This is a genomic window from Aeromonas sp. 11P (assembly GCF_051920165.1).
GTDB lineage: Bacteria > Pseudomonadota > Gammaproteobacteria > Enterobacterales > Aeromonadaceae > Aeromonas > Aeromonas veronii.
In genome coordinates this window covers 3,662,501-3,687,357 of the sequence record NZ_JBQBDJ010000004.1, presented here as the reverse complement: position 1 = coordinate 3,687,357, position 24,857 = coordinate 3,662,501, and the positions used below count along the sequence as shown (strand labels likewise).

21 protein-coding genes, 2 rRNA genes, 1 pseudogene and 1 riboswitch (1 of these 25 cut by a window edge) are annotated in these 24,857 nt (G+C 59.4%); of the genes and pseudogenes, 9 read left to right on the top strand and 15 right to left on the bottom strand.

Features of this window, described 5'->3' with window-relative positions; translation table 11 throughout:
- Positions 1-188 precede the first annotated feature (188 nt).
- On the top strand, positions 189-1,370 hold the full coding sequence (locus tag ACTG1P_RS17115; RefSeq protein ID WP_440001787.1) for a M20 metallopeptidase family protein: 1,182 nt from the start codon (positions 189-191) through the stop codon (positions 1,368-1,370).
- 90 nt (positions 1,371-1,460) lie between these two features.
- Here ACTG1P_RS17115 and ACTG1P_RS17110 read toward each other — a convergent pair whose 3' ends face one another.
- From ACTG1P_RS17110 to ACTG1P_RS17075, 8 genes are all read right to left on the bottom strand, one after another.
- Positions 1,461-2,420: a LysR substrate-binding domain-containing protein gene (locus ACTG1P_RS17110; RefSeq protein WP_005349178.1), complete on the bottom strand. Its 960-nt coding sequence runs from the start codon at positions 2,418-2,420 to the stop codon at positions 1,461-1,463.
- Between the two features lie 134 nt (positions 2,421-2,554).
- Entirely contained in the window at positions 2,555-3,181 is a 627-nt protein-coding gene (locus tag ACTG1P_RS17105; protein WP_100646735.1) for a LysE family translocator, read from the bottom strand.
- Between the two features lie 104 nt (positions 3,182-3,285).
- A complete protein-coding gene (gene ilvN, locus ACTG1P_RS17100) occupies positions 3,286-3,780 on the bottom strand; it encodes an acetolactate synthase small subunit (protein WP_005311605.1) in 495 nt (164 codons plus the stop codon).
- Positions 3,780-5,498 (bottom strand): acetolactate synthase 3 large subunit, encoded by a 1,719-nt coding sequence (locus ACTG1P_RS17095; protein WP_440001786.1) that lies wholly within the window; start codon positions 5,496-5,498, stop codon positions 3,780-3,782. The genes ilvN and ACTG1P_RS17095 overlap by 1 nt, the downstream gene beginning before the upstream one ends.
- 390 nt (positions 5,499-5,888) lie before the next feature.
- Positions 5,889-6,041 carry a hypothetical protein gene (locus ACTG1P_RS17090; RefSeq protein WP_005339147.1) on the bottom strand — a complete coding sequence of 51 codons (153 nt, stop codon included), beginning with the start codon at positions 6,039-6,041 and terminating at the stop codon, positions 5,889-5,891.
- A gap of 37 nt (positions 6,042-6,078) precedes the next feature.
- Positions 6,079-7,188: an MJ1255/VC2487 family glycosyltransferase gene (locus ACTG1P_RS17085; RefSeq protein ID WP_440001785.1), complete on the bottom strand. Its 1,110-nt coding sequence runs from the start codon at positions 7,186-7,188 to the stop codon at positions 6,079-6,081.
- On the bottom strand, positions 7,185-7,688 hold the full coding sequence (locus ACTG1P_RS17080) for a phosphatase PAP2 family protein (protein ID WP_005339149.1): 504 nt from the start codon (positions 7,686-7,688) through the stop codon (positions 7,185-7,187). Before ACTG1P_RS17080 ends, ACTG1P_RS17085 begins: the two co-directional genes overlap by 4 nt.
- A gap of 126 nt (positions 7,689-7,814) precedes the next feature.
- The gene (locus tag ACTG1P_RS17075) at positions 7,815-8,435 is read right to left on the bottom strand and encodes a TetR/AcrR family transcriptional regulator (RefSeq protein ID WP_005349170.1); all 621 of its coding nucleotides are present in this window, start codon (positions 8,433-8,435) and stop codon (positions 7,815-7,817) included.
- 408 nt (positions 8,436-8,843) lie between these two features.
- Between ACTG1P_RS17075 and leuA the strand changes: the two are divergent.
- From leuA to ACTG1P_RS17050, 5 genes and pseudogenes are all read left to right on the top strand, one after another.
- A pseudogene (gene leuA, locus ACTG1P_RS17070) lies at positions 8,844-10,405 on the top strand (2-isopropylmalate synthase).
- Between the two features lie 56 nt (positions 10,406-10,461).
- A complete protein-coding gene (leuB, locus tag ACTG1P_RS17065) occupies positions 10,462-11,547 on the top strand; it encodes a 3-isopropylmalate dehydrogenase (protein ID WP_199427662.1) in 1,086 nt (361 codons plus the stop codon).
- Between the two features lie 33 nt (positions 11,548-11,580).
- The gene (leuC, locus tag ACTG1P_RS17060; RefSeq protein ID WP_440001784.1) at positions 11,581-12,978 is read left to right on the top strand and encodes a 3-isopropylmalate dehydratase large subunit; all 1,398 of its coding nucleotides are present in this window, start codon (positions 11,581-11,583) and stop codon (positions 12,976-12,978) included.
- A 12-nt stretch (positions 12,979-12,990) separates the two neighbouring features.
- Positions 12,991-13,590 (top strand): 3-isopropylmalate dehydratase small subunit, encoded by a 600-nt coding sequence (gene leuD / locus ACTG1P_RS17055; RefSeq protein WP_042031829.1) that lies wholly within the window; start codon positions 12,991-12,993, stop codon positions 13,588-13,590.
- A gap of 117 nt (positions 13,591-13,707) precedes the next feature.
- Positions 13,708-14,637: a transglutaminase domain-containing protein gene (locus ACTG1P_RS17050; protein WP_184234613.1), complete on the top strand. Its 930-nt coding sequence runs from the start codon at positions 13,708-13,710 to the stop codon at positions 14,635-14,637.
- A 28-nt stretch (positions 14,638-14,665) separates the two neighbouring features.
- Here ACTG1P_RS17050 and ACTG1P_RS17045 read toward each other — a convergent pair whose 3' ends face one another.
- Positions 14,666-14,956: a PilZ domain-containing protein gene (locus ACTG1P_RS17045; protein WP_005339160.1), complete on the bottom strand. Its 291-nt coding sequence runs from the start codon at positions 14,954-14,956 to the stop codon at positions 14,666-14,668.
- A gap of 89 nt (positions 14,957-15,045) precedes the next feature.
- Positions 15,046-15,136: riboswitch (TPP riboswitch) on the top strand.
- 60 nt (positions 15,137-15,196) lie between these two features.
- Here ACTG1P_RS17045 and thiB point away from each other — a divergent pair.
- From thiB to thiQ, 3 genes are read left to right on the top strand one after another with little or no spacing between them, the layout of a single operon-like run.
- Positions 15,197-16,177, top strand: a complete 981-nt coding sequence (gene thiB / locus ACTG1P_RS17040) for a thiamine ABC transporter substrate binding subunit (RefSeq protein ID WP_440001783.1) — start codon at positions 15,197-15,199, stop codon at positions 16,175-16,177.
- Positions 16,174-17,793, top strand: a complete 1,620-nt coding sequence (gene thiP, locus ACTG1P_RS17035) for a thiamine/thiamine pyrophosphate ABC transporter permease (RefSeq protein ID WP_440001782.1) — start codon at positions 16,174-16,176, stop codon at positions 17,791-17,793. The genes thiB and thiP overlap by 4 nt, the downstream gene beginning before the upstream one ends.
- A complete protein-coding gene (gene thiQ / locus ACTG1P_RS17030) occupies positions 17,780-18,475 on the top strand; it encodes a thiamine ABC transporter ATP-binding protein (RefSeq protein WP_440001781.1) in 696 nt (231 codons plus the stop codon). The genes thiP and thiQ overlap by 14 nt, the downstream gene beginning before the upstream one ends.
- Before the next feature lie 80 nt (positions 18,476-18,555).
- Here the strand turns inward: thiQ and ACTG1P_RS17025 are convergent, their stop codons facing one another.
- The 6 genes from ACTG1P_RS17025 to ACTG1P_RS17000 form a co-directional block, all read right to left on the bottom strand.
- Positions 18,556-19,926 carry a PhoH family protein gene (locus tag ACTG1P_RS17025; protein WP_005358170.1) on the bottom strand — a complete coding sequence of 457 codons (1,371 nt, stop codon included), beginning with the start codon at positions 19,924-19,926 and terminating at the stop codon, positions 18,556-18,558.
- 220 nt (positions 19,927-20,146) lie between these two features.
- A complete protein-coding gene (locus ACTG1P_RS17020; RefSeq protein WP_110303463.1) occupies positions 20,147-20,830 on the bottom strand; it encodes a TSCPD domain-containing protein in 684 nt (227 codons plus the stop codon).
- 10 nt (positions 20,831-20,840) lie between these two features.
- Positions 20,841-22,988 (bottom strand): adenosylcobalamin-dependent ribonucleoside-diphosphate reductase, encoded by a 2,148-nt coding sequence (locus ACTG1P_RS17015; protein WP_440001780.1) that lies wholly within the window; start codon positions 22,986-22,988, stop codon positions 20,841-20,843.
- A gap of 211 nt (positions 22,989-23,199) precedes the next feature.
- A complete protein-coding gene (locus tag ACTG1P_RS17010; protein ID WP_440001779.1) occupies positions 23,200-23,649 on the bottom strand; it encodes a pullulanase in 450 nt (149 codons plus the stop codon).
- Between the two features lie 306 nt (positions 23,650-23,955).
- A 5S ribosomal RNA gene (gene rrf, locus ACTG1P_RS17005) occupies positions 23,956-24,070 on the bottom strand.
- Between the two features lie 78 nt (positions 24,071-24,148).
- Positions 24,149-24,857 (bottom strand): 23S ribosomal RNA (locus ACTG1P_RS17000) (it continues 2,181 nt past the right edge of the window).

Below are 24,857 nucleotides of genomic sequence, written 5' to 3'. Positions count from 1 at the left end.
AAGATCTCCTTCCTCTCCTGCTGCGTACCGCTGCTGGCTTTTGCCGGTCTCTCGGTGGGCGGTCAGCTGGAAGAGCTGAAGAAGATGTCCTGGAAAGTGATCCTGATCTTCATGATCGTCTCCACCTGCTGCTTCTTCGGCGCCTCGCTGGTGGCCCAACTCGGCTTCTCCATTCAAGGGATCATCTGATGAACAACATTCACATTGAACCGGCCCTGCTGGCCCTGCGCGACTTCAGTCAGGAAGTGCGCCACCATCTGCACACCATTCCGGAGGCCTCCGGCGTCGAGTTCAAGACCTCGGCCTACTGCCGCGAGCTGATGACAGGCTTTGGCTACCGTCTCACCGACTACCCGGGCTTCACCGGTTTTCACGGCGATCTGGTGGTTGATCCTGTGCTGCCGACCATCGCCTTCCGTGCCGACATGGATGGCCTCGAGATGCACGACATGAGCAACGTTGCGTTCAAGTCGACCCACGAGGGAATGGCCCACAACTGCGGTCACGACTCCCATATGGCGATCGCCCTGACCGCGGCCAAGTTTCTGGCCGCCAACCGCGATCGCCTGCAGTACAACGTCCGCTTTATCTTTCAGATGGCGGAAGAGGACATGCGGGTGCCGGGCGCCGAGAAGATGGTGGAACTGGGCTGCATGAAGGGGGTGGACGAGGTCTATGCCCTCCATAACGACGGCGCCATGGAGACCGGCACCATCAAGTTCAACCACGGTGTGATGTCCTCCTGGGGCTCCGCCTGGACGCTGGATGTGCACGGTATCTCCGCCCACGGATCCACCCCCCACAAGGGGCTGGATGCTATCCGTGAAGCGGTGCGGATCATCGAGGATATGGACTACATCGTCGCCAAGCGCACCAGTCCGTTCAGCCCGGCGGTATTCGGCTGCGGCATGATCAACGGCGGCACCATCCCCAACGCCATCGCCGACCATGTGCAGGCGCGAGGCACCATCCGTGCCATGGATGCCGAGACCGACCAGATCCTGAAGAACAGCTTCAAGGAGATCGTGGCCCAGAGCGAACTGCGCGGCTTCAAGACCAAGATGATCTATGCCGGGTATCCAGCGGTCGAGAACCACGCCGAGGCCTGCGCCCGTCTGCTGCAAGCGGCCGCCGATGTATTGCCCTCTGAGGGGATCAACGCTCAGGGTCAGCCGATGACCGGCAGCGAAGATTTCAGCTACATGGTCAACGCCTGCCGTGGCAGCAAGGGGGCCATGTTCTTCCTCGGCAGCGGCTGTCAGGCCAAGGGGATCTGCAACTATCTGCATGCCAACCCCTATTACCTCGATGACGACTGCCTGCTGGTCGGAGCCCAGATCTTTATCAATCTGGCGACCCGCAGCGCTTAATCCCGTATACCGATAAAACCAGAAGAGAGGCCAAGGCCTCTCTTTTTTTGTCTCCGTTTTTTTGCTCTGTACGCGGCAGACACGCCGCGGCTAGAGCCACGGCAACTCCGCCATATTGGCAGCGGGCGGCTGGTTGATAAGGTGCAGCTGCACCGTCTCCCGGCTGATATGGGGGGCGTAGAGGTGGATAAAGTCGTACATGTAGTCACGCAAATGGGCATGTTTGCGCAGGCAGATGTGGGTCGCGCTCGAGGCGATCAGGTGGTCGATGTTGAGGCTCACCAGAGCCTCCCTGTCCCCCTCGTCAAAGGCCACGCTTGCAATCACCCCGACCCCCATGCCGAGCCGGACGTAGTGCTTGATCACGTCGGTGTCGGTGGCGGTCAGCACGGTTTTCGGCGAGAGGCCGTGACGGCTGAAGGCCTTGTCCATCTTGGATCGGCCGGTAAAGCCGAACACATAGGTGATGAGGGGATAGCGGGCCAGATCCGCCATCGACAGCGGCTGGCAGTCGATCAACGGATGACCGTGGGGCACCACCACACTGCGCCCCCAGCGATAACAGGGAACGGCGGCCAGCTCGTCGAACAGATACATGGACTCGGTGGCGATCGCCATATCCACATCGCCGCTTTGCACCATCTGGGCCAGTTGGGCAGGTGCCCCCTGATGAAGCTGGATAGCCACATCGGGATAACGACGGCTGAACTCGGTGATCACCGCTGGCAGCTTGTAGCGCGCCTGGGTGTGGGTGGTGGCGATACGCAGCACCCCGCTGGTGGCCAGCTGCTCCCCGAGCGACAGCTGGTTGATCTGCTCCACCTGTGCCACCACCCCCTTGGCCAACTCCATCACCTGCTCGCCTGCGCTGGTCAAACCGACCAGATTCTTTCCCTTGCGGGTAAAGAGGGCGAGCCCGAGCTCATCTTCCAGCATCTTCATCTGCTTGCTGAGGGTGGGCTGGGAGGTGTAGAGCTTCTCCGCCGTCGCCGAGATGTTGAAGTTGTTCTTCACGATCTCGGTAAAGTTCTTGAGCCGGGCGATGTTCATCTGGGCAAGGGATCTCGCTGCTGCGGCCAGCAATGCTGGCGTTTATAAGAGAGCGCGGGAGAGACCCGCAGCTAACAGCCGACCATACCACAGCGCCGCGCACGATAACCTGCCCTAAGTCAGAAAGCGGCGAGCTAGTCGCTGGCGAGCTTGATCCCGAGTCCGACAAACAGGGTGCCGATGCCCCGGTTGAGCCAGCGGCCGAGACGCTGTGACAGCCGTACCCTGTGGCTGGCATAGACGGTGGTAAAGACCAGCAGGTGACACCAGATGATGCCGCCCAGATTGAAGATGCAGCCAAGCAGGATAAAAGCGAGTGCCTTGTCGGGGGCATCCGGTGCGATGAACTGGGGCACGAAGGCGAGGAAAAAGAGCGCCACCTTGGGGTTGAGCACATTGGTCAGCACTCCCTGCCGGTAAATCTGGCCATAGGAGAGGGCAGGCAGGGTGGCCCCTCCCTCCATTGCACCCGTAGCCTGCTGGCGCAGCAGAGAGAACCCCAGATAGATGAGGTAGATGGCGCCAGCCAGCTTGATAAGGGCAAACAGCTCGGCCGAGGCACTGAGCAGGGCCGACAGACCGAGGGCCGCCGCCAACACATGCACCATGACACCGGTGCCGATGCCCAACGTCGCGACCGAACCGGCACGCCACCCTTGCGAACCACTGCGCAGCATGACCAGCAGGGAGTCGGGTCCCGGCATGATATTGAGCAGCAACCCCGAAACCATAAACAGTGCAAGATCATGAATACCGAACATCACCCCTCCCCTCGTAAAGCAAAACCAAACAAAGAGGGCTCCGCAGAGCCCTCTTTCCTTTCACTCTGCGGCAGCTGACGAGTCATCAGCTGTCCCGCCAGCCATCAGGGCCGCAACGCCTTGTCCGCCCGGGAGATACCACAGACGCCGGAGCGCACCACTTCGATGATCTCGTTGGTCTGGGCCGCAGTCTTGATAAAGGCATCCAGCTTCTCGCTGGTGCCCACCAGCTGTACCGTGTACTGCTCGGGGGTGACGTCGACGATCTGGCCACGGAAGATATCTGCCAGCCGTTTCAGCTCGTCACGGGCCCCACCGGCGGCACGCGCCTTGACCAGCGCGATCTCCCGCTCGATATGCTCCCCTTCGCTCAAGTCGCACACCTTAAGCACATCCACCAGCTTGTGCAGCTGCTTCTGGATCTGTTCCAGTACCCGCTCGTCACCCATGGTGACGATAGTCATGCGCGACAGGGTGGGATCCTCGGTCGGTGCCACCGTCAGGGTCTCGATGTTGTAGCCGCGCTGGGAAAAGAGGCCCACCACGCGGCTCAGGGCGCCGGATTCGTTCTCCAGCAGAACGGAAATTATATGTCTCATCAGGTTCTCTCCGTCTTGCTCAGCCACATCTCGTCCATGGCACCAAACTTGATCTGCATCGGATAGACGTGCTCATCCGGGTCGACCGAGATATCCATGAACACCAGCCGATCCTTCATGGCGAAGGCCTTCTCCATGGCGCTCTCCAGCTCCGCCGGATCGCTCACCGCGATACCGACGTGGCCGTAGGCTTCCGCCAGTTTGACGAAGTCCGGCAGGGACTCCATGTAGGAGTGGCTGTGACGGCCGCCGTAGAACATCTTCTGCCACTGCTTGACCATGCCCAGTGCACGGTTGTTGATGGAGATGATCTTGATGGGCACCCCGTACTGCATGCAGGTAGAGAGCTCCTGAATGTTCATCTGCACCGAGCCATCCCCGGTGACGCAGCAGACCACCGCATCAGGGTTGGCAAACTGGGCCCCCATGGCGGCCGGAATACCAAAGCCCATGGTGCCGAGGCCACCGGAGTTGATCCACTGGCGCGGTTTGGCAAACGGGTAGTAGAGCGCGGCAAACATCTGGTGCTGGCCCACGTCGGAGGCAACGAACGCCTCACCCTGAGTCACCTTGTAGAGGGTCTCGATCACCTGCTGCGGCTTGATCTGGGTGGCCGATTTTTCGTAGGCCAGACAGTGACGGGAACGCCACTGGTTGATCTGGCTCCACCAGTCCGCCAGCGCCTCCTTGTCGTTATCGAAGCCACACTCGCGGATCACTTCCAGCATCTGCTCCAGCACGGTTTCCACCGAGCCGACGATGGGCACATGGGCCTGCACCGTCTTGGAGATGGAGGTGGGGTCGATATCGATATGAACAACGGTCGCATTGGGGCAGAACTTGGCCACGTTGTTGGTGACGCGGTCATCGAAGCGGGCTCCCACGGCGAAGATGAGATCCGAGTTGTGCATGGTCTTGTTGGCTTCGAAGGTGCCGTGCATCCCCAGCATGCCGATAAATTGCGGATGGACGCCGGAGAAAGCCCCCAGTCCCATCAGGGTGGTGGTCACCGGCAGGTTCAGCAGCTCCGCCAGCTTGGTCACCAGATGATCCGCGTTGGCGTTGATGGCGCCACCGCCTACGTACATCACCGGGCGCTGGGCATCCACCAGCAGCTTGGCTGCCCGCTTGATCTGCCCTTTATGGCCAGACTTGGTCGGGTTGTAGGAGCGCAGGGAGACCGTCTCGGGATACTGGTAGGGGAATTTCTCTTTCGGGTTCTGCACATCTTTGGGCAGATCCACCACCACCGGCCCCGGGCGGCCACTGGCGGCAATGTAGTAGGCCTTCTTGATGGCCTCGGGAATATCGCTCGCCTTCTTGCACAGGAAGCTGTGCTTCACCACCGGGCGGGAGATACCGATCATGTCGGTCTCCTGGAACGCATCCTCACCGATCATGCTGGTCGGCACCTGACCGGAGAGGATCACCAGCGGAATGGAATCCATATAGGCGGTGGCAATACCTGTAATGCAGTTGGTCGCTCCCGGGCCTGACGTTACCAGCACAGTCCCCACCTTGCCGGTGGAACGGGCATAACCGTCAGCCATGTGAACCGCGGCTTGCTCGTGCCGCACCAAGACATGCTCCATCTTGCCGTTTTCGAAGAGAGCGTCATAGATGTCGAGCACTGAGCCACCAGGGTAGCCGAAGACGTGCTCAACTCCCTGATCTTCCAGCGCTCTAACCACCATCTGGGCGCCTGATAACATCTCCATGATAAAGCCCTCCAGGCTTTGCTCCGTTTAGCGAATCCCGCCGACGATGCCGTGCTTCCCGGCACGGCCCGATCCGTTTCTTGTTGTTATCTGAATGCAGATCGGCCCAATTCAGCCCCGTCGACAGTAGAAAAAAAGGATTTTTCCGTCATTCACCCGAAAATAGGGTGAAAAACCAACTTAACCCGCTTCATAACGCTTGTCCACGGCTTTATCTGACCAGAACAGTCATACATTTCAACCGGCTATTAACATTCAATGACTTGCCGCAGCAACCATGAGACAAAAGGGAAGGAAGTCAGGGAATGACCAGCGGATCATTCCGCAGAGGGGAAAAACAGCCACAAAAAAGCCCACCGCTCAGCGGTGGGCTTGATGCCGGATGATGACTCAGTTCTCCTGATCCGGCTCCGCCAGCCAGATCTGCTGATCCGGATCGGTCTCTTCACTGACCGAGATACTGACACCCATATCGAGCAACTCGTGCAGGGTGAGATTGTCAGCCAGGTTCATGACTTCGCCGTTTTCATTGGTAAAGCGCATTTGCTCCGTCCTCTCCTTGGTGGGATCGCCTTTCAGTCTAGTCAACAACGCTCACTTGCGATAACCAGCAGCTGGATAAACAGTCGCCCCCATCCAGCTCGCTCAGGCGATCACTCACCTCCTCCGGAAACAGAGTGCGCGCCCAGAGCCGCCGTGACAGAGAGGCCACGCTCTCGTCAGCGCCCGCCGCCAGCCAGCGGGCCAGCTCCCCCGCTACATCGGGATAGCAAACCGCCCCGGGCGAGGCGCTGTCGAGCCAGGTACGCACCAGATTGGCATCGAGCACATCCATCAGGGTCGCCAGCCCCATCATCTCGAGCGTCTTGCCATTGCTCAGCTGCTCGAACTGGCCGCCGAGGGGTTTGACCAGCAGCTTCTTGCCGAGGGTGAGCGCCTCGGAAGCCAGCTCGAAACCCGCGTTGGAGATGACGCCGCGACAACCGGCCAGTACGGCGATAAACCCGTGCCGCGATGGTGGTTCGAAGCGCAGGTTGCGCCATTGGCTGGGGGTGCGAATGGCGGGGTGAAAGCAGACGAAGCGTTGCTGACCAAAGCGCGACAACAGGGCGGCGATCGCCTCGGTCTGCTCGAACGGCAGATAGACCAGGATCTCGCCGTTATCCGGCGCAGCGGCGATAGGGTCGATCACCGGCGGCAGCAAGGGGTGGCCGAAGTGAAACCAGTGCAGCCCGAGCGGCTGATCCACAGGAGCAAAGTGGCGCATCAGCTGGCGGCTGACCCCATCCTCCCCCCAGCGCGGGATGGGCCAGTTGAAACTGGCCTGATGGCTGACGGTGAGGCTCGGCTTGCCATAGCGGCGGGCGGCGTGGGCGGTCAACGGCTCAAAATCGCTCACCACCAGATCGTATTCGCTGCAATCGAGAGCCCGCAGATCCCGCCAGAAGGTGAGCGGCGAGGCGGCCTGCAGGGTGCGCCACGGCGAGACCCGCCCCTCGTGACTGACAAAAGTGAGGCCGGGAAAGGCGCGGTAGGCGCCAAACTCCTCCATGTCGAAGTAGCGGTCGGCGGGGCGGCCGCTGAAGAGATAATCCACCTTGACCCCTGCCGTGCGCAGCGCCCGCGCCAGGGTGCGACTGCGACTGATATGACCGTTGCCGGTGCCTTGCACCCCAAACAGTATCCTCATGAGTGGCTCCAGCCGAGCGCCAGCACGGCGCAACCGCCACCCAGCAGGGCACCGGCTACCAGATCACTCAGGTAGTGCACCCCGAGCAGCAACCGGGATGCCCCTACCAGCGCCGCCCAGCCAAACAGCAGGGGCGCCCAGAGCGGAAAGCCGGTAGCCAGTATGGTGGCCATCAGAAAAGCGGCGGCGGTGTGACCGGAGGGGAGGCTGTAACGATCGGAGGGGGTGATAAAGACCGGCAAGCCGACTGGCCGTTGCCGTTTCAGGCTATTTTTCAGCAGCAGATAGAGGGGCAGTTCGATGGCGAAGGCAAGCAGCGCCAGTCGCACCAGCTCCCGCTCTGCCTCCCCCTGCCACCAGAGCAGGGCGGCCAGCACGGCGTAAAGCGGGCCATCGCCGGTGCGGGAAATGAGACGACTCACCCTCGCCTGCTGCCGGTTGTAGCCGTGCAGCAGGCAGACCCGGCACACCTGCAGGTCCCATTGCTGGATCTTGTTCATATCCCCTCCTTCCCTGAATTCTGCTTGCAGAGTAAGAAAGCGGGATGACGTTACGTTGAACAAGGGATAACAGATTTATGAAAAAAGGGCCGAATGGCCCTTTTTAATCTCGATATTGCGGCAACATCAGTGGCTGCCGCGCAGACCGGTCTCCATCAGACGGCAGTTGTGGTCCGCCAGACGGGCCATGAAGTGCTCATCCACTTTCAGGCCAAACACCTGCTCGTAGAGATCTTTCATCACGAATGGCTGCCACATCATGCTGAGGAAGGAGATCTTCAGCATGTCGGGATCCAGGTTGTCACCCAGCTCGCCGTTAGACTTCATGGTTTCCAGCAGGGCATCGAACTGCGGCAGCTGACGTTCCAGCAGGCGGTTCAGCACAAAATCCCGGCCCGGGCTCTTCTCGGTCGACAATGCGCTGGAGATGGCAGAGGTCAGCTCGCTGTTGGGCGCCATCACCTGATAGTAGGTGTTGAGCAGCTCGTTGAGGCTGTGATTGCTGTGTTCATCTTGCCAGGCATGGTCGAGGGGCTCGGCGACATCGCCCAGCACCGCTTTGTAAAGACCCTCTTTACTGCCGAAGTAGTAGTGGATCATTGCCAGATTGGAGCCAGCAAGCTCCGCGATTTCGCGTGTAGTCACCTTGCTATAGGGAGTATTGAGAAAACGCTCACGGGCGGCAGCAAGCAACTTGTCACGAATGTCAGAACGTCCGACCGGACGACCAGGTCTACGTTTTTCCATTTAACACCTCAGATAATTCAGCCAATGCTGATAAGTCGATCTGGTTGTGCAGAGAATAGAGCACAGCAGGAATGACCAGATAATCGGTCATGGGCCGAATATGGGACAAGGAAATTTGCAATCCTTTACAATCCGATTAAATACGTCAGCAGATTGCCCCTGACCTTCCGTGTTGACACAGCATAAAAATCTCGATATTGGTAAAAGCGTTATCGACTGGAAGGAATAACAACGTCATGCGTATCGCCACCCCGCTACTACTAATCTCCCTAATCGCGTTAACTCGCGCGGGATCCTTGTAGCCGGGCTAAGGCATAGCCGGAATTTACAAAAACCCGTGCACCCTGCACGGGTTTTTTTATGCCGCCGCAGGATACACGTTACCGAACTTAGGAAGAGGGAAGTCACATGTCAGATCGGGTCATCATATTCGACACCACCTTGCGTGATGGTGAGCAGGCCTTGGCGGCCAGTTTGACAGTCAAGGAGAAGCTGCAGATCGCCCAGGCACTGGAGCGGCTCGGTGTCGACGTCATGGAGGTGGGCTCCCGGTCTCTTCTCCCGGCGATTTTCAATCGGTGCAGACCATCGCCCGCCACATCAAAAACAGCCGGGTCTGCGCCCTCGCTCGCGCCCTGCCAAAAGATATCGATGCCGCCGGCGAAGCCTTGCGGGTCGCCGAGGCGTTTCGCATCCACACCTTTATCTCCACCTCCTCCATCCACGTGGAGAGCAAGCTGAAAAAGAGCTTCGAGGATGTGCTGGAGATGGGGGTCGGCGCCATCAAGCACGCCCTGCGCTACACCGATGACGTGGAGTTCTCCTGCGAGGATGCGGGCCGCACGCCGATCGATAATCTCTGCCGCATGGTGGAGGCCGCCATCAAGGCGGGGGCCCGTACCATCAATATCCCCGATACCGTGGGCTACACGGTGCCGACAGAGTTCTCCGGCATCATCCACACCCTGTTCAACCGGGTCCCCAACATCGACAAGGCGATCATCTCGGTCCACTGCCACGACGATCTGGGGCTCTCGGTGGCCAACTCCATCGGCGCGGTGCAGATGGGGGCCCGCCAGATCGAGTGCACCATCAACGGCATCGGCGAACGGGCGGGCAACTGCTCGCTGGAAGAGGTGGCGATGATCCTCAAAACCCGCGCCGACCTGCTGGGGGTGCAAACCAATATCCGCCACAACGAAATTCATCGCACCAGCACCCTCGTCAGCCAGCTGTGCAATATGCCGGTGCAGCCCAACAAGGCGATCGTCGGGGCCAACGCCTTCTCCCACAGCTCCGGCATCCATCAGGATGGGGTGCTCAAGGCGAAAAATACCTACGAAATCATCACTCCCGAGAGCATCGGCCTGACCCAGAACAACCTCAACATGACCTCCCGCTCCGGCCGCCACGTTATCAAGCACCGGATGGAGTCCATGGGCTACGCCGAGAGCAGCTACGACCTCGACCACCTCTACGGCAAGTTCCTGACCCTTGCCGACAAGAAGGGGCAGGTGTTCGACTACGACCTCGAAGCACTGGCCTTCTTCAGCCAGATCCACGAGGAGCCGGAACACTTCAAGCTGGAGTATCTCGGAGTGCAGAGTGGCAGCTCGGTGCTGGCCACCGCCTCGGTCAAACTGAAGGTGGGTCAGGATCTGATCTGTGAAGCGGCCACCGGCAATGGCCCGGTGGATGCGGTCTACCAGTGCATCAACCGCATCACCGGCTATGAGATCCGCATCGATAAATATGCTCTCAAGAGCAAGGGCGAAGGGGAAGATGCCCTCGGTCAGGTCGATATCGTCGCCGAGTACAAGGGGCGCAAATTCCACGGCATGGGGCTGGCCACCGACATCATCGAATCCTCGGCCCACGCCCTGCTCCATGTGATCAACAGCATCTGGCGCGCCGATCAGGTGGCCGAGCAGATGGAACGCAATAACAGCATCAAATCAGAAACCGTCTGAACAGGGCTCGGAACCAAACAGACGGCATGGAATGACAATATCAGGATGGAGAGTGTATGAGCAGTTATCGGATCGCAGTATTGCCGGGTGACGGCATTGGCCCGGAAGTGATGGCCGAAGCCGTCAAGGTGCTGGAGAAGGTGCAGGCCAGGTTCGGCCTCGCCTTCGAGTATGATCACCATGACGTGGGCGGCATCGCCATCGACAACCACGGTACCCCGCTGCCGCAAAGCACGATCAAAGGTTGTGAAGCGGCCGATGCCGTGCTGTTTGGCTCGGTGGGCGGCCCGAAATGGGAACATCTGCCCCCCAACGATCAGCCTGAGCGTGGCGCCCTGCTGCCCCTGCGTGCCCACTTCAAGCTGTTCTGCAACCTGCGTCCGGCCCGCATCTACACCGGTCTGGAGCAGTTCTCCCCGCTGCGCGCCGATATCTCCGATCGCGGTTTTGACATCGCCTGCGTGCGCGAGCTGACCGGTGGCATCTACTTCGGCCAGCCCAAGGGGCGTGAGGGAGAAGGGGCGAACGAGAAGGCATTCGACACCGAGGTGTACCATCGCTTCGAGATTGAGCGCATCGCCAAGATTGCCTTTGAGTCGGCTCGCGTGCGCCGTGGCAAGGTCACCTCCATCGACAAGGCCAATGTGCTCGCCTCTTCCATTCTGTGGCGCGAGGTGGTGACGCAAGTCGCCAAGTCCTATCCGGACGTAACCCTCAACCATATGTACATCGATAACGCCACCATGCAGCTCATCAAGGATCCCTCCCAGTTCGACGTGCTGCTCTGCTCCAACCTGTTTGGCGACATTCTCTCCGACGAGTGTGCCATGATCACTGGCTCCATGGGGCTGCTCCCCTCCGCCAGCCTCAACGAATCGGGTTTCGGCCTGTTCGAACCGGCCGGTGGTTCGGCCCCGGATATCGCCGGCAAAGGGATTGCCAACCCCATCGCCCAGATCCTCTCCGCCGCCCTGATGCTGCGTTACAGCTTAGGGATGGAGGCAGCCGCCCAGGCCATTGAGCAGGCCGTGGCCCAGACCCTGGCCGAGGGTTACTTCACCGCCGACCTGCATCAGGCCAGCGCCCGCCATCCGGTGCAGAGCACGTCCGAAATGGGTAGCCAGATCGCCGCCCGGATCTGAGCCACATAACAGAGAACAAGGAAGAGAGAAGCAATGGCCAAAACCCTCTATCAGAAAGTATTCGACGCCCACGTGGTACGGGAAGTGGAGGGGGAGACCCCCCTCATCTACATCGACCGCCATCTGGTGCATGAAGTGACCAGCCCGCAGGCATTCGACGGCCTGCGCGCCATGAATCGCCAGCTGCGCCGCCCGGACCTGACCTGGGCCACCATGGATCACAACGTCTCCACCACCACCAAGGACATCGCCGCCTCCGGCGAGATGGCCCGCATCCAGATGGAGACGCTGGCGGACAACTGCAAGGAGTTCGGGGTTCGCCTCTACGATCTCAACCACAAATATCAGGGGATCGTCCATGTGATGGGCCCCGAGCTCGGCATTACCCTGCCCGGCACCACTATCGTCTGCGGTGACTCTCACACCGCCACCCACGGCGCCTTCGGCTCGCTGGCGTTCGGCATCGGCACTTCCGAAGTGGAACATGTGATGGCGACCCAGACCCTGAAACAGGGCCGCGCCAAGACCATGCGCATTTCGGTCAACGGCAAGCTGGCCGAGGGGATCAGTGCCAAGGACGTGGTGCTGGCCATTATCGGCAAGGTCGGCCACGCCGGTGGTACCGGCTACGTGGTGGAGTTTGCTGGCGAGGCCATTGCGAGCCTCTCCATGGAAGGGCGGATGACGGTGTGTAACATGGCCATCGAGCTGGGCGCCAAGGCCGGTATGATCGCCCCCGACCAGATCACCATCGACTACATCCGTGGCAAGGAGTTTGCCCCCAAGGGCGAGGCGCTGGAGCAGGCCATCGCCTACTGGCAGAGCCTCAAGAGCGATGCCGATGCCAAGTTTGATGCTGAAGTGGTGCTGGACGCCGCTGATATCGCCCCGCAGGTCACCTGGGGGACCAATCCGGGTCAGGTGATTGCCGTCCATGAGCCGATTCCGGCGCCGGAATCCTTCAACGATCTGATGGAGCAGCAGTCAGCCCGCAAGGCGCTCGCCTACATGGACTTGCAGCCAGGCCAGAAGCTCTCCGACGTTGCCATCGACAAGGTATTTATCGGGTCGTGCACCAACAGCCGCATTGAGGATCTGCGCGCCGCTGCCGCCATCGCTCGCGGTCGCAAGGTAGCCGCTGGCGTGCAGGCGCTGGTGGTGCCGGGCTCCGAGCAGGTGAAGGCGCAGGCCGAAGCCGAGGGTCTGGACAAGATCTTCATCGAGGCCGGTTTTGAGTGGCGCCTGCCGGGCTGCTCCATGTGTCTGGCCATGAACAACGACCGGCTGCAACCGGGGGAGCGCTGCGCCTCCACCAGCAACCGCAACTTCGAAGGGCGTCAGGGCCGCGCCGGCCGCACCCATCTGGTGAGCCCGGCCATGGCCGCCGCTGCCGCCGTCACCGGCCGCTTCGCCGACATTCGCGCACTGTAAGAGGACATTTCGATGACAGGATTCAAACAGCATAAAGGGATCGTCGTCCCCCTCGACAGCGCCAACGTCGACACCGACGCCATCATTCCCAAACAGTTTTTGCAGAAGGTAAACCGCATCGGTTTTGGCAAGCACCTGTTCCACGACTGGCGCTTCCTCGACGATGCCGGCCAGCAGCCAAACCCCGAGTTTGTACTGAACCAGCCGCAATTCGCCGGTGCCAGCATTCTGCTGGCCCGCGAGAACTTCGGCTGCGGGTCTAGTCGCGAGCACGCCCCCTGGGCGCTGGCCGACTACGGCTTCAAGACCATTATAGCCCCGAGCTTTGCCGACATTTTCTACGGCAACGCCATCAACAATGGCATGGTGCCTGTGCGCCTGAAGGAGGAAGAGGTCGACGCCCTGTTCCAGCTGGTGGCCGCCAAACCGGGCATCGAGATCGAGGTAGATCTGGAAGCGAATCAGGTACGCGCAGGTGAGCTCAGCTTCGGTTTCGAGATCGACGAGTTCCGCCGTTACTGCCTGCTCAACGGCTTGGATGCCATCGGTCTGACCCTGCAGCACGAGGCCGCCATCAGCGCCTTTGAGGCGAAGCAGCCGAGCTGGATTTAACGCGCCAGTTGCAAAAAAACGAGTAGAATCAACAGGGAGCTTCGGCTCCCTGTTTTACTGTCCGCTACGCTTCCCACTTTGGGCCACCGGAACTGGCCCGTGCCACAGGAAAGGATGATGAAGAGACCGACGGCAATCCCTCTGCTCTGTGCCCTGCTGCTTGCCCTGCCTGCGGGGGCCAGCCAAACCAGCTTCAACAACAGCCTCGGCCAGATCAGCGTCGGCTGGCAGGATAGCGAAGGTAAACCCCAACAGCTCACCTACCGGCTCGAACAGGGCAAGTTGCCGCCTCTCATCGCCTATCGCCCGGCCAGAATGCAGGAGGAGGTGTTGCAGGTGTTGCTGCGGGAGGTGCGCCAGAACTACCCCGAGGTGCAGTTCACCCTCGCCCGTCCCTCGCTGGAGCTGCATCTGAAAAGCCGCAATCAGGACAAGGCGCGCGAGGCGATGGCCTTTCTGCAGTCCAAGCGGAGCAAAGAGGAGCAGGCCTGGCTGACTAAACACTACTTCCAGTACTTCAACACCCCGGACGGGCAACTGGCGGTGAAGCAGGATCATGTGCGCATCGCGCTGGAGAGTCGCAGCGGGCTGGCGCCGCTGGCGGATCAACTCAAGCAGCAGGGCAGTACCGAAACGGAAGCTCGCCAGAAGACCGTGGCCCATATGCTCACCTTTATCCAGAGCATCCCCTATCAGCAGCTCGATAGCCTGAATGGAAGACAGGGCAAGGGCTTTCTCCCGCCCCGTCAGGTGCTGGAGCAGAACCGGGGGGACTGCGACAGCAAGGTAACCCTGATGGCCGCCATGCTGGCCCAGCTCTTTCCCGAGCTGAAACAAGCCATGGTATTCGTCCCCGGCCATGCCCTGCTGGCCGTTGACCTGCCCGCCAAGCCGGGGGATGTGACCCTCAACTGGCAGGGGCAGAGCTACCTGCTGCTCGAACCTACCGGTCCCGCCACCTTGCCTGCGGGCCAAATAGCATCGACCAGCAAAACGCTGGTCGATAGCAAGCAGTTGAGTGTGCAGCCGGTTCAGGAGAAAGGCTAACTCCCTCTGCCGATAGGGAGAACAAGGATTAACCCTGAGGCAAAAACTCCACCGCCAGCAGCAACCCGCTCTCCTCCTCCAGCACCCGGATAATACGGGCATGGGCTTCAAAGGGAGGCAACAGGTTGTTGTTGGTGGCAAGACTGATCCGGATGGGCTGATTGATGTCGAGCTGGTGTTCAGAGACCGCAATCCCCATGCCGTTGGCACTGAGATCCCGGCAGATCCCCTCCAGCACCAGCTGCTGCTGATAGACGGTGACCGGAGCATTGATGACCATGCGCGCAAAGGCACGCCTTTCCTTGGTATTGGTAAGCACGCGAACATCCTCTGTTGGGTGGGCGTCATCTCATGGGTATTGCACAATTGTGCTGGTCTACCCAAAAGAACGTTAATACAATGCGGTTCGTTTCTCAAACGGGGTGCGGTTTACCGCTGAGATTATACCCGTGCACCTGATCCAGATAATGCTGGCGGAGGAATTTGAGGCATGGCGCTCATTTTTTGCGCCCTCACCCGCTGGCACCTCGTTATTAACAAGTAATAGGGAGTGCCACCCATGAAGACCCTGCTGCTGGTCACCACCGGCCTGCTGTCGGCCAATGTGTTCGCCGCCGACACCCTCACCGTCTACACCTATAGCTCCTTCACTGCCGAGTGGGGTCCGGGGCCCAAGATCAAACAGGCCTTCGAGAAAGTGTGCGACTGCACCCTCAATCTGGTTCCCCTCGAAGATGGGGTCGCCATTCTCAACCGGCTGCGGCTGGAGGGCAACCACAGCAAGGCCGATCTGGTGCTGGGGCTGGATGATGCACTCATCAGTGAAGCCAAGCAGAGCGGCCTGTTCGCCTCCCATCCCGCCAAGCTGGATGGCATCAAGGTGCCGGGTGGCTGGCAGGATGACACCTTTGTCCCCTACGACTACGGCTACTTCGCCTTCGTCTACGACAAGAGCAAGCTCAAGACCCCGCCCAAGAGCCTGAAAGAGCTGGTGGAGCGCCCCGATCTCAAGGTTATCTATCAGGACCCCCGTACCTCGACCCCGGGACAGGGGCTGATGCTGTGGATGAAGTCTGTCTACGGTGACAAGGCTCCTGAAGCCTGGGCCACGCTTGCCAAGAAGACCGTCACCGTCACCAAGGGGTGGTCCGAGGCCTATGGCATGTTCCTCGATGGCGAGGCGGACATGGTGCTCTCCTACACCACCTCTCCGGCCTATCACCTGATTGCCGAGAACAAGCCCCAGTATCAGGCGGCCGCCTTCGAGGAGGGTCACTACCGTCAGGTAGAAGTGGCCGCCAAGCTGAAGAGCGCCAAACAGGGGAAGCTGGCTGACCAGTTCCTGCAATTTATGGTGAGCCCCGCCTTCCAGCAGGAAATCCCGACCGGCAACTGGATGTATCCGGTTATCGACACGCCGCAGCCCAAGGGATTCGAGCAGATGATCACCGTAGCCAAGCCGCTCGCCTTCAGCAGCGATGAGGTGGCCACCAATCGTAAAGGGTGGATCCGCGAGTGGCTGCAAGCCGTCACCCAGTGAGCCGTTCTCTGAAACCACAGGCTCGTCCCCTCTGGTGGTTACCGGGCAGTGCAGCCACCCTGTTGATCCTGCTGTTATCCCTCGGGCCGCTCGCGGCCCTATTGTGGCAAGCCGGTTCGCTGGCACCCCGCACCCTGCTCGCAGATCCTTATCTACGTCATGTACTGGGCTTCAGTCTGGGGCAGGCACTGCTCTCCACCCTGCTCAGTCTCGGGCTGGCCATTCCGGTGGCCCGCGCGCTGGCACGGCGCCGTTTTATTGGCCGAACCCTGCTGATCAAGCTATTTGGTCTCTCGCTGGTGCTGCCGGTCATCATCGCCATCTTCGGCATAGTAGCGGTACACGGCAAGCAGGGGTGGCTGCCGCAACTGTTGCGCTCATTGGGGCTGGATCCCGGCAATTATCTCTACGGCCTGTTCGGTATCCTGCTGGCCCACGTCTTCTTCAACATGCCGCTGGCGGCCCGCCTGATGCTGCAGAGCATAGAGAGCATCCCCGAATCGAGCTGGCGCCTTGCCAGCCAGCTCGGCATGCGCTCATTCCATATCTTCCGGCTGCTGGAGTGGCCGCTTATTCGCGGCATATTGCCGGGGCTGGCCAGCCTCATCTTTATGCTCTGCTTCACCAGCTTCACTACCGTACTGGCGCTGGGGGGCGGGCCGAAATCGACCACCCTGGAGGTGGCTGTCTATCAGGCGTTGCGCTTTGACTTCGATCTCGCCACCGCGGGCGGATTGGCGCTGGTGCAGCTGATCCTGACCGCCGCCCTGCTCGCCCTGCAGCACAAGCTGCAGAGTACCCCAGCCAGCAGGGTGACACCCCGTCGTCCCTGCCTGCGGCCGGATCGCCATCAGCCAGGCACGGCCGTGGTGGATCTCCTCTCGCTCAGCATCGGGCTCGCCATCTTTCTGCCACCGCTGCTGGCCATCGTGGTGGCGGGCCTTCACCCCGGCCTGCTCACCGCGCTCACTTCCAGCAAGCTGTGGCAGGCGAGCGGCCAGTCGCTGCTGATTGCGCTGGCGGCGGGCACCCTTGCAACCCTGCTTGGCAGCGGCCTGTTGCTCACCAGCCGTCACCTCAAGGTGCGCACCCGCCAGCGGCGCGCTGCCGCTCTGTGGGAGGCCAGCGGTTCGATGATCCTGATGATCCCGGCGGTGGTGCTCTCCACCGGACTCTTTATCCTGTTTATGCCCTTTGCCGATGTGTTCGCCCTCGGCCCCTGGCTGGTGGTGCTGGTCAACGCCCTGATGGCGCTACCCTACGTGCTGCGCACCCTCTCCGCCCCCATGCAGCTGGTGGTGCGCCAATACGACCGGCTGGCGGATAGCCTGGGGGTACGCGGCCTGCATCGCCTGCGGCTGGTGGAGTGGCCGCTGCTGCGCCGCCCGCTGGCACTGGCGATGGCGCTGTCGATGATCCTCTCGCTGGGGGATCTCGGCGCCATCGCCATGTTTGGCAGCCAGGAGCTCACCACCCTGCCCTGGCTGCTCTACCAGCAGCTTGGCAGCTATCGATTGACCGAGGCAGCCGCCACCGCTCTGCTGTTGCTGACACTCTGTTTCTCCCTGTTCTGGCTGGTGGAGCGGGGTCTTGGAGGAAAACATGCTGAACATTGATATGCTTGCGACCAGCTACCCCGACTGGCGCGTCAGCTTCAGCGCGACCCTGCCCAAGGGAGAGATCACCGCGCTGATTGGCCCAAGCGGCGCGGGCAAGTCGACCCTGCTCGGGATGATCGCAGGCTTCGTGCCGGTGGAATCAGGCCGCCTCAGTTTCGATGGCGAAGATCTGCTGCCACTGGGCCCGGCCGAGCGACCGGTCACCACCCTGTTTCAGGATCACAACCTCTTCCTCCACCTGTCGGTGTTCGACAACATCGCTATCGGCCTACACCCGGGTCTACGCCTCAGTGCCGCCCAGCGGGCACAGGTGATCGATGCAGCCGCGCGGGTTGGTCTTGGCGAGATGCTAAGCCGCCTGCCTGAACAGCTCTCCGGTGGCCAGCAGCAGCGGGTCGGGCTGGCTCGCGCGCTGGTGCGCGGCAAACCGCTGCTGCTGCTGGATGAGCCCTTCTCTGCCCTCGATCCCGCCCTGCGCCGGGAGATGCTGGCGGAAGTGGCGAGGCTAGCCTGCGAACAGGGCATTACCGTACTGATGGTCTCCCACAATCCGGAAGATGCCCAGCTGGTTGCCGATCAGGTTCTCTTTGTCGACGAGGGCCGCATCGCCCTGCAAGGCAAGCCGGATATTCTGCAAAATAGCGGCCACCCGGGGCTGCTGCGCTACCTTGGCCAATAGCCCTTGGGAGTAAAGACTGCGCCATGATCAAAAAGGGAGGCCGATTGGCCTCCCTTTGCATCTGGAAATATTCAGTTGAATCAGAGGTTTTCCTCGGCGAATGAAGCCAGTCGGCTGCGCACCACGCCGTTGAGGAAGATGTTGGCACTGCCGTCGAAATCCTTGAAACGCTCGACGATGTAGGTGAGACCCGAGGTCACCGGGCTCAGGTAGTTAGAGTCGATCTGGGCCAGGTTACCGGAGCAGACGATCTTGGTGCCTTCGCCACAACGGGTGATGATGGTCTTGATCTGGGAAGCGGTCAGGTTCTGGCACTCATCCAGCAGCACGAAGGTGTTCTGGATGCTGCGCCCGCGCATGAAGTTGACCGATTTGAACTGGATGTTGGCCTTCTCCATGATGTAGCTGAGCGAGCCGCTCATGTTCTCGTCCTGCTTATGCAGCACCTCCAGTGTGTCGGTCACCGCCGCCAACCAGGGCATCATCTTCTCCTCTTCGGTGCCGGGCAGGAAGCCGATGCTCTCGGCAATTTCCGGAGTATTCCGGGTGACGATCACCTTCTCGTAAATGCCCTTCTCAATCACCAACTCCAGCGCAGCAGCCATGGCCAGCAAGGTTTTGCCGCAACCGGCCGGGCCGGTCAGGATCACCAGATCGATGTGCGGATCGAGCAGTGCATCCAGCGCCATCCCCTGATAGACATTCTTGGGATGGACACCCCACGCCTTGCGGGACATCAGTCGCTCGCGGCCCAGATCCTTGATGCGGATCTTGTTGCCATCGTGGCTGAGCACCCGGGCAGCGAAGAAATTCTCTTCATCCACCAGATACTGGTTTACGTGAACCCCTTCCAGCAGATTGGCATCGATCACATGGATGGTGTCGCGGCCATGGGTCTCGCTCTCGCACTCGCCAACCCGCTCCCAGAAGCTGCCGGGCACCACCTGAAAGCCTTTGGCCAGCAGGCGAATATCGTCGATCAGCTGGTCACTACGGTAATCTTCAACGTGAGCAAGCCCGGCCCCTTTGGCTTTGAGGCGCATGTTGATGTCTTTGGTGACCAGCACCACCTGACGCTTCAACTCGTGCTTTTGCAGATAGAGGGCCGCGTTGATGATGCGGTTGTCGGCCTCCTTGTCGGTAAACACCTCGGCATCCTGCGGCAGATGGTGATCGCTGAAGATGCAGATATTGCCGCTCGCTTCGCCAGCCAGCGGCACGCCCTGGGTGATCTGATCCGGAGTTGCATCGCGGAACACATCTTCCAGCGCACGAATGGCCACCCGCGCGTCGCGGCTGACATCCTTGTTGCGATCCTTGATGTTATCGAGCTCTTCCAGCACCGTCATGGGGATGAGCACGTCGTGCTCTTTGAAGGAGTAGATAGCGAGGGGTTCGTGAAGCAGAACGTTGGTATCCAGGATAAACAGCTTTCGGTCCGTATTGTCCATAAGCATCCTCCTTGGCACTGAAGGGCCACGTGTGTGAATCTCAGATGTCATTGAAACCACACGGCCGTGACAGTTTTATTACCCTCAACGCTACGCCCGATTTTACTATCGCGCAACAAATCACTTGGCCGCCTGATTTGATAGCGCATAAAAACAGCAATAAAAAGACCGACGCTATGGCCGGTCTGTTTTCTATCGTTCAACTACTTGGGCATGTTTGTCAGCCGCACTTGGAGTCGCCACAGTTGAGGCAGGTCATGCAACCATCCTTCAGCACCAGCGCCTTGGTGTGGCACTTGTAGCAGAGCGCGGCATTGGCCGGGAAACCACTGCCAGTCTGTTGCTCTTCAGCCTCCTGAGCCGCCTTCAACTCGGCCTGCTTCTCGGCCAGAAACGCCTGCTGATGCTCATCCAATCCCGGCGCCTTGAGCATGCCAATCTCGGTGAGATGGCTCTCGATCACGTTGCCAATTTCGGCGATCAGCGATGGCACATACTTGCCCTTGTTCCAGTAGCCACCTTTGGGATCAAACACCGAGCGCAGCTCCTCCACCAGGAAGGTCACATCCCCACCCTTGCGGAATACGGCAGAGATGATGCGGGTCAGCGCCACGATCCACTGGTAGTGCTCCAGACTCTTGGAGTTGATGAAGATCTCGAACGGACGGCGAGTTTCGTGCACCGTGCCCTCGTTGAGAATGATGTCGTTGATGGTGATGAACAGCGAGTGCTCGGAGACATGTTCCGGCGTCTTCAGCTTGTAGGTGGTGCCCATCAGCCGCTCCGGGCGCAGCACGGTTTCGTGCATATGCACCACGTCATCCTGCGTAGAGAGATCTTCTTGCGGCTCATCCTTGGTACGCACCTTGTAGGCGACGATTTTCTTGTCGATCTTCTTGACCATAATGTCGTTCTCAGAATTTACCGTAATAGCCTTCTTTCAAGGCGTCGTAGAGGTTGGCGGCCGTATGCAGCTCGCCATCGTATTCGATCTCTTCGTTCCCCTTGACGGAGATGACGGAGCCATCCTCCAGAGTGAACTCATAGAGGGTGTTCTCCAGATCCTTCTCCTTCACCAGCACGCCCTGGAAGGCCTCCGGATTGAAGCGGAAGGTGGTGCAGCCCTTGAGACCGGAGTCCGAGGCATACATGTAGATATCCTTGAACTGCTCGAACGGGAAATCGGTCGGCACGTTGGCGGTCTTGGAGATGGAGGAATCGATCCAGCGCTGGGCCGCCGCCTGAATGTCCACATGCTGGGCCGGGCTGATGTCATCGGCAGTAATGAAATAGTCCGGCAGACGGCTCGCTTCGTCATCGGCATAAGGCATGGCGGCCGGATTCACCAGCTCGCGATAGGCCAGCAGCTCGAAGGAGTAAACGTCAACACTCTCCTTGCTCTTCTTGCCCGGCTTGATAACGTTGCGACTGTAGTGGTGGGCAAAGCTCGGCTCGATGCCGTTACTGGCGTTGTTGGCCAGAGACAGCGAGATAGTACCGGTCGGCGCGATACTGCTGTGATGGGTGAAACGCCCACCCACTTCCGCCAGCTCGGCCACCAGAGCAGGATCCACTTCGGCAACCTGCTGCATGTAACGGCTGTAGCGCGCATGCAACACCTTGCCCTTCACCTTGTCACCCACCTTGATGCCATCAGCCGCCATTTCCGGGCGCAGACGCAGCATCTTGCCGGTCACTTCAAACTCCTGCTCCATGATGGGCGCCGGGCCCTTCTCCTTGGCCAGACGCAGGGACTCCTGCCAGCCGGTCATCGCCAGCTCCTGGGATACCTGCTCGGTAAAGGCTACGGATGCCGCAGAGCCGTACTTGATCTGCAGCATGGTGAGGGTAGAACCAAGCCCCAGAAAACCCATGCCGTGGCGGCGCTTGGCTGTGATCTCCTCGCGCTGTTTGGCCAGCGGCAGTTGGTTGATTTCCACCACGTTGTCGAGCATGCGGGTGAAGATGGCCACCACCTTGCGAAACGCCTGCCAATCGAACGCCGCATTTTCAGTAAAAGGGTCGCGCACAAACTTGGTCAGATTGACCGAGCCCAGCAGACAGGCACCGTATGGTGGCAACGGCTGCTCGCCACAGGGGTTGGTCGCGCGGATCTCTTCACAGAACCAGTTGTTGTTCATCTGGTTGACCTTGTCGATCAGGATGAAACCGGGCTCTGCATAGTCATAGGTGGAGGTCATGATGACATTCCACAGCTTGCGGGCGGGCATGATCTTGTAGACCTTGCAGGCGACCTGCCCCAACTCGTTGAACACGACCCCTTCCTTGTTGGGCCAGTCGGCCCAGAGCACCTGAGCAGGATCGTCCAGCGCAATGCCATCCTGCTCCACCTCTTTGGCGGTGTAGGGGAAGATCAGCGACCAGGGCGCATCCTCTTTCACTGCCTTGACGAAATCCTCGGTGATCAGCAGGGAGAGGTTGAACTGGCGCAGACGGCCATCTTCGCGCTTAGCCTGAATAAACTCGATCACATCAGGATGACGGATATCCATGGTGCCCATCTGGGCGCCACGACGGCCACCGGCTGACGAGACGGTGAAACACATCTTGTCGTAGATATCCATGAACGAGAGCGGACCTGAGGTGTAAGCACCGGCACCGGAGACAAAAGCACCGCGTGGGCGCAGAGTTGAGAAGTCATAGCCGATGCCGCAGCCAGCCTTCAGGGTCAGCCCCGCCTCATGCACCTTGCCGAGGATATCGTCCATCGAATCCTCGATGGTGCCGGAGACGGTACAGTTGATGGTCGAAGTGGCAGGCTTGTGCTCAAAAGCCCCGGCGTTGGAGGTGATGCGGCCCGCCGGAATGGCGCCATTGCGCAGTGCCCACAAGAAAGGCTCATACCAGGCCTCCGGTTCCAGCTCCTGCTCCGCCAGCGCCCGAGCAACGCGCTGGTAGGTCTCGTCGATAGTGCCATCGATAGGATGCCCATCCTTGCTCTTGAGGCGATATTTGCTATCCCAGATCTCGAGGGACGTTTCCTGGAGAGGAATGAGGCGGGAGCCAGCTTCGCTCTCCAGCACCGGGTTGGATTTAGCCATTTTCAATCAACCTTATGTGAATGCATCAACATCATGACAACAGCAGAAAACACAACTAATGGTGCCATCTAAAATTAATGACACAACATATAGTAAACCTAATGCCATGAGGGCGCAGATTCTATCCTAAAAAAATGCCCTGGCCAGCAGGTTTCTGCGCCAGGGCACTTAACTGATTAATTTACTGAGAGATTTAACACTCAGACATGGATCAGGGCTTCTTGACGTAAACGGTCGGCGTATCACCCGTCATATTCAGATAGAACTCATAAACCCCGTCAGCATCCGGTGAGAACTTCATATCCTCATATTTTGAACAGGGATTGACCGGCACAGCCTCGCCACCAAGTACGGCAACGCCATCGCTCGGGCTCTTGTAACCAAAGTTGGTACCGCAGCTCCAACCTGAATCAGCAAACTTGAACTTGTAAGGAGCCCACTCTTTCTTGAGGGTACCTTTCGCCATGTAGAGTTTGTCGGCTACCTTGACAACCTTGCTCGCATCGGTCGCCATCCAGTCGTTCATCTCACCGCGCAGATAGATGGACTTGCCACCAAAATCGCTATTGTCAGTAGCCTGCTCTGCTCCACTGTGGGATGCACAACCACCTAATACCAGGGTTCCCGCCGCCAGTATCATCGTTACTGTTCTTTTGAACATGTCTCTATTCCTTAATTTATTGTGATTCCTTGGTCCATCCATGTGGACGAAGGCATTAAAGCAGAGCCGGAATCACAAGAAAGGTAGAATCATCACATTCTGTACTTTTTATGCCCAGCCATCGGAGGGCAAGTCAAAAGGCGAGAGCAAGATCACTCCGGTTTTGGTACAACAAAATTGAATAGAGAAGGATTAAAAAACGAAGTGATTGAATGGATTAATGGAAATAGGGGTTTTTCGGGAAGGAGACGTAATTTTCAGGCAATAAAAAACCCCGCTCGATGAGCGGGGTTACTTGTATTGGGTGCCTGGCAGTGTCCTACTCTCGCATGGCGAATGCCACACTACCATCGGCGCTACCGCGTTTCACTTCTGAGTTCGGCATGGGATCAGGTGGTTCCACGGCGCTATGGCCGCCAGGCAAATTCTTCAATCTGTGAAAGCTGATGTAAGTAGTTTCGTATTCGTTACAAGGCTCGAAACACTTCTTGGGTGTTGTATGGTTAAGCCTCACGGGTAATTAGTATGGGTTAGCTCAACACATCACTGCGCTTACACACCCCACCTATCAACGTTGTGGTCTCCAACGGCCCTTTAGGACCCTCAAGGGGTCAGGGATGACTCATCTCAGGGCTCGCTTCCCGCTTAGATGCTTTCAGCGGTTATCGATTCCGAACTTAGCTACCGGGCAGTGCCACTGGCGTGACAACCCGAACACCAGAGGTTCGTTCACTCCGGTCCTCTCGTACTAGGAGCAACTCCCTTCAATCATCCAACGCCCACGGCAGATAGGGACCGAACTGTCTCACGACGTTCTGAACCCAGCTCGCGTACCACTTTAAATGGCGAACAGCCATACCCTTGGGACCGACTTCAGCCCCAGGATGTGATGAGCCGACATCGAGGTGCCAAACACCGCCGTCGATATGAACTCTTGGGCGGTATCAGCCTGTTATCCCCGGAGTACCTTTTATCCGTTGAGCGATGGCCCTTCCATTCAGAACCACCGGATCACTATGACCTACTTTCGTACCTGCTCGACCTGTCCGTCTCGCAGTTAAGCTGGCTTATGCCATTGCACTAACCTCCTGATGTCCGACCAGGATTAGCCAACCTTCGTGCTCCTCCGTTACTCTTTGGGAGGAGACCGCCCCAGTCAAACTACCCACCAGGCACTGTCCGCGAGCCCGATTCAGGGCCCTGCGTTA

What these genes read in the sequence shown, in the direction of transcription:
- ACTG1P_RS17115 (WP_440001787.1), top strand. Translation starts at nt 189, where the DNA reads ATGAACAACATTCACATTGAACCGGCCCTGCTGGCCCTGCGCGACTTC.
- ACTG1P_RS17110 (WP_005349178.1), bottom strand. Translation starts at nt 2,420, where the DNA reads ATGAACATCGCCCGGCTCAAGAACTTTACCGAGATCGTGAAGAACAAC.
- ACTG1P_RS17105 (WP_100646735.1), bottom strand. Translation starts at nt 3,181, where the DNA reads ATGTTCGGTATTCATGATCTTGCACTGTTTATGGTTTCGGGGTTGCTG.
- ilvN (WP_005311605.1), bottom strand. Translation starts at nt 3,780, where the DNA reads ATGAGACATATAATTTCCGTTCTGCTGGAGAACGAATCCGGCGCCCTG.
- ACTG1P_RS17095 (WP_440001786.1), bottom strand. Translation starts at nt 5,498, where the DNA reads ATGGAGATGTTATCAGGCGCCCAGATGGTGGTTAGAGCGCTGGAAGAT.
- ACTG1P_RS17090 (WP_005339147.1), bottom strand. Translation starts at nt 6,041, where the DNA reads ATGCGCTTTACCAATGAAAACGGCGAAGTCATGAACCTGGCTGACAAT.
- ACTG1P_RS17085 (WP_440001785.1), bottom strand. Translation starts at nt 7,188, where the DNA reads ATGAGGATACTGTTTGGGGTGCAAGGCACCGGCAACGGTCATATCAGT.
- ACTG1P_RS17080 (WP_005339149.1), bottom strand. Translation starts at nt 7,688, where the DNA reads ATGAACAAGATCCAGCAATGGGACCTGCAGGTGTGCCGGGTCTGCCTG.
- ACTG1P_RS17075 (WP_005349170.1), bottom strand. Translation starts at nt 8,435, where the DNA reads ATGGAAAAACGTAGACCTGGTCGTCCGGTCGGACGTTCTGACATTCGT.
- leuB (WP_199427662.1), top strand. Translation starts at nt 10,462, where the DNA reads ATGAGCAGTTATCGGATCGCAGTATTGCCGGGTGACGGCATTGGCCCG.
- leuC (WP_440001784.1), top strand. Translation starts at nt 11,581, where the DNA reads ATGGCCAAAACCCTCTATCAGAAAGTATTCGACGCCCACGTGGTACGG.
- leuD (WP_042031829.1), top strand. Translation starts at nt 12,991, where the DNA reads ATGACAGGATTCAAACAGCATAAAGGGATCGTCGTCCCCCTCGACAGC.
- ACTG1P_RS17050 (WP_184234613.1), top strand. Translation starts at nt 13,708, where the DNA reads ATGAAGAGACCGACGGCAATCCCTCTGCTCTGTGCCCTGCTGCTTGCC.
- thiB (WP_440001783.1), top strand. Translation starts at nt 15,197, where the DNA reads ATGAAGACCCTGCTGCTGGTCACCACCGGCCTGCTGTCGGCCAATGTG.
- thiQ (WP_440001781.1), top strand. Translation starts at nt 17,780, where the DNA reads ATGCTGAACATTGATATGCTTGCGACCAGCTACCCCGACTGGCGCGTC.
- ACTG1P_RS17025 (WP_005358170.1), bottom strand. Translation starts at nt 19,926, where the DNA reads ATGGACAATACGGACCGAAAGCTGTTTATCCTGGATACCAACGTTCTG.
- ACTG1P_RS17020 (WP_110303463.1), bottom strand. Translation starts at nt 20,830, where the DNA reads ATGGTCAAGAAGATCGACAAGAAAATCGTCGCCTACAAGGTGCGTACC.
- ACTG1P_RS17015 (WP_440001780.1), bottom strand. Translation starts at nt 22,988, where the DNA reads ATGGCTAAATCCAACCCGGTGCTGGAGAGCGAAGCTGGCTCCCGCCTC.
- ACTG1P_RS17010 (WP_440001779.1), bottom strand. Translation starts at nt 23,649, where the DNA reads ATGTTCAAAAGAACAGTAACGATGATACTGGCGGCGGGAACCCTGGTA.